This is a genomic window from Acidovorax sp. KPB24-07 (assembly GCF_057543315.1).
Map to the genome: position 1 here is coordinate 1 of NZ_BAAJYS010000300.1, position 4,183 is coordinate 4,183.

The window sequence follows — 4,183 nt, forward strand, 5'->3', positions numbered from 1 at the left end:
CGCCGCGGGCGGCACGCTCTTCGGGCTGCCCAGCTCGCATGCCGAATCCCCGGCCCCGGAAGCCGCGCCGCCCGCGGTGCCCGTCTCGGTGGCCGCCGTGCTGCAGCAGGAGATCGCGCTGTGGGACGAGTTCTCCGGCCGGCTCGAAGCCGTGCAGCGCGTGGACATCCGCCCGCGCGTGGGCGGCGCCGTGCAGGCCGTGCATTTCCGCGAAGGCTCGCTGGTCAAGCAGGGCGACCTGCTGGTCACCGTGGACCCCGCGCCCTACGCCGCCGAGGTGGACCGCGCCGAGGCCCAGGTGGTCGCCGCGCAGGCCCGCGTGTCCTACACCCGCAGCGAAATGGAGCGCGCGACGCGCCTGTGGGAAGAGCGTGCCATCGCCCAGCGCGAGCATGACGAACGCATGAATGCCCAGCGCGAGGCCGACGCCAACCTGCGCGCCGCGCAGGCCGCGCTGCAGACGGCGCGCCTGAACCTGGGCTACACCCAGGTGCGCGCCCCGGTCGCGGGCCGCGTGGGCCGCATCGAGGTCACCGTGGGCAACCTGGTGGCCGCGGGCGCCGGCGCGCCGGTGCTGACCACGCTGGTGTCGGTGAGCCCGATCTACGCGAGCTTCGACACCGACGAGCAGATCGTGGCGAAGGCGCTGGAGGGCCTGCGTTCGGGCAAGAGCGCGCGCACCCTGATCGAGAGCATTCCGGTGCAGATGGGCACGGGCACGGCCGGCGGCACGCCGCACACCGGGCACCTGCAGCTCATCGACAACCAGGTGGATGCCCGCAGCGGCACGGTGCGCGTGCGCGCCGTGTTCGACAACGCCGACGGGGTGCTGATGCCCGGCCAGTTCGCGCGCATCCGCATGGGCCAGGTCAAGAACACCCAGGCCGTGCTCATCAACGAGCGCGCCGTGGGCACGGACCAGAACAAGAAGTACGTGATGGTGGTGGGCGAGGGCAACAAGGCCGAGTACCGCGAGGTGCAGCTGGGCGCGCCGGTGAACGGCCTGCGCGTCGTCACCTCGGGCCTGAAGGCCGGCGAACGCATCGTCGTCAACGGCCTGCAGCGCGTGCGCCCCGGCGCCCAGGTCGCCCCCCAGGACGTGCCCATGACCGCCAAGGCCGGCATGGCCGGCGATGGCGCCGAGGCCCGCGCCGCCGCCAAGCAGCCCGCGGCGTGATCGCGGAGCGCACCGAAAGAACACCATGAATCTCTCCCGCTTCTTCATCGACCGCCCCATCTTCGCCGGGGTGCTGTCGGTGCTCATCTTCCTGTCCGGGCTGATCGCGCTGCGCGCGCTGCCCATCTCCGAGTATCCCGAGGTGGCGCCGCCCTCCGTGGTGGTGCGTGCCCAGTACCCGGGCGCCAACCCCAAGGTGATCGCCGAGACCGTGGCCACGCCGCTGGAGGAATCCATCAACGGCGTGGAGGGCATGCTCTACATGGGCAGCCAGGCCACGACCGACGGCGTGATGACGCTGACCGTCACCTTCGCGCTGGGCACCGACCCCGACAAGGCGCAGCAGCTGGTGCAAAACCGCGTTTCGCAGGCCGAGCCGCGCCTGCCCGAGGAAGTGCGCCGGCTGGGCGTCACCACGGTCAAGAGCGCACCCGATCTGACCATGGTCGTGCACATGGTCTCGCCCAACGGCCGCTACGGCATCGACTACCTGCGCAACTACGCCGTGCTGAATGTGAAGGACCGGCTCGCCCGCATCCAGGGCGTGGGCCAGGTGCAGATCTTCGGCGGCGGCGACTATTCGATGCGCGCCTGGCTCGACCCGCAGAAGGTCGCGCAGCGCGGCCTGTCGGCGGCCGACGTGGTGGCCGCCATCCGCGGCCAGAACGTGCAGGCCGCGGCCGGCGTGGTGGGCCAGTCGCCCGGACTGCCCGGCGTGGACATGCAGCTGTCGATCAATGCGCAGGGCCGCCTGCAGACCGAAGAGGAGTTCGGCGACATCATCGTGAAGACCGGCAGCGACGGCGCGGTGACGCGCCTGCGCGACGTGGCCCGGCTGGAGCTGGGCGCGGCCGACTACTCGCTGCGCTCGCTGCTCAACAACGACCCGGCCGTGGGCATGGGCGTGTTCCAGGCGCCGGGCTCCAACGCGCTCGACATCTCGTCGAACGTGCGCAAGACCATGGCCGAGCTGCAAAAGAACATGCCCGAGGGCGTGGAATTCCGCATCGCCTACGACCCGACGCAGTTCGTGCGCGCCTCCATCCAATCCGTCATCCAGACCCTGCTGGAAGCCGTGGCGCTGGTGGTGATCGTGGTGATCCTGTTTCTGCAGACCTGGCGCGCCTCCATCATTCCGCTGCTGGCCGTGCCGGTGTCGGTGGTGGGCACGTTCGCGGTGCTGCACCTGCTGGGCTTTTCGATCAACGCGCTGTCCCTGTTCGGGCTGGTGCTGGCCATCGGCATCGTGGTGGACGACGCCATCGTGGTGGTGGAGAACGTGGAGCGCAACATCGAGGCGGGCCTGACCCCGCGCGAAGCCACCTACCGCGCCATGCGCGAAGTGTCCGGTCCCATCATCGCCATCGCGCTGGTGCTGGTGGCGGTGTTCGTGCCGCTGGCCTTCATCAGCGGGCTCACGGGACAGTTCTACCGCCAGTTCGCGGTGACCATCGCGATCTCCACGGTGATCTCGGCGATCAACTCGCTCACGCTGTCGCCCGCCCTGAGCGCGCTCTTGCTCAAGGGCCACCATGAACCGAAGGATGCGTTGACGCGCGGCATGGACAAGGTGCTGGGCGGGTTCTTCCGCCGCTTCAACAGCGTGTTCCACCGCGGCTCCGAGGCCTACAGCGGCGGCGTCAAGCGCGTCATCGGCCGCAAGGCGCTGATGCTGGTGATCTACGCCGCGCTGGTGGCCGCGACCTGGGGCCTGTTCAAGGTCGTGCCCGGCGGCTTCGTGCCGGCGCAGGACAAGCAGTACCTGGTGGGCTTCGCGCAGCTGCCCGACGGCGCCACGCTGGACCGCACCGAGGACGTGATCCGCCGCATGGGCGAGATCGTCAAGAAGAACCCGAACGTGGAAGACGCCATCGCCTTCCCGGGCCTGTCGATCAACGGCTTCACCAACAGCTCCAACTCCGGCATCGTGTTCGTCACGCTCAAGCCCTTCGCCGAGCGCGGCCGCGCGGACCAGAGCGGCGGTGCCGTCGCGGGCCAGTTGAACCAGGCCTTCGGCAGCATCCAGGACGCGTTCATCGCCATGTTCCCGCCGCCTCCGGTGGCCGGCCTGGGCACGACGGGCGGCTTCAAGCTGCAGATCGAGGACCGCGCCTCGCTGGGCTACGAGGCCATGGACGCCGCCGTGAAGGCCTTCATGGGCAAGGCGTACCAGACGCCGGAACTCGCCGGCCTGTTCACGAGCTGGCAGGTCAACGTGCCGCAGCTGTACGCCAACATCGACCGCACCAAGGCGCGGCAGCTGGGCGTGCCGGTGACGGACATCTTCGAGACGCTGCAGATCTACCTGGGCAGCCTGTACGCCAACGACTTCAACCAGTTCGGCCGCACCTACAGCGTGCGCGTGCAGGCCGATGCGGCCTACCGGGCGCGGGCCGAGGACGTGGGCCTGCTCAAGGTGCGCTCCACCACCGGCGAGATGGTGCCGTTGTCGGCGCTGATGAAGCTCGAACCCAGCTTCGGCCCCGAGCGCGCCATGCGCTACAACGGCTTCCTGTCGGCCGACGTGAACGGCGGGCCCGCGCCCGGCTTCTCGTCGGGCCAGGCGCAGGCCGCCATCGAGCGCATCGCCGCCGAGACGCTGCCGCAGGGCATCGGCTTCGAATGGACCGAGCTGACCTACCAGGAAATCCTGGCCGGCAATTCCGCCGTGCTGGTGTTCCCCATCGCGATCCTGCTGGTGTTCCTGGTGCTGGCCGCGCAGTACGAAAGCCTCACGCTGCCCATCGCCATCATCCTGATCGTCCCCATGGGCCTGCTGGCCGCCATGACGGGCGTGTGGCTGTCAGGTGGCGACAACAACGTGTTCACGCAGATCGGGCTCATCGTGCTGGTGGGGCTGTCGGCCAAGAACGCCATCCTGATCGTGGAGTTCGCCCGCGAGCTGGAGTTTGCCGGCCGCACGCCGGTGCAGGCCGCCATCGAGGCCAGCCGCCTGCGGTTGCGCCCCATCCTGATGACGTCGCTGGCGTTCGTGATGGGCGTGCT

The 4,183-nt window shown here is 69.7% G+C and carries 2 protein-coding genes; both read left to right on the forward strand.

Features of this window, described 5'->3' with window-relative positions; genetic code table 11:
- Positions 1-1,177, forward strand: a 1,177-nt coding sequence (locus AC27IQ_RS19675; protein WP_487090487.1) for an efflux RND transporter periplasmic adaptor subunit, incomplete at its 5' end; no start/stop codon positions are given.
- A 25-nt stretch (positions 1,178-1,202) separates the two neighbouring features.
- Positions 1,203-4,183, forward strand: a 2,981-nt coding sequence (locus tag AC27IQ_RS19680) for an efflux RND transporter permease subunit (protein WP_487090488.1), incomplete at its 3' end; no start/stop codon positions are given.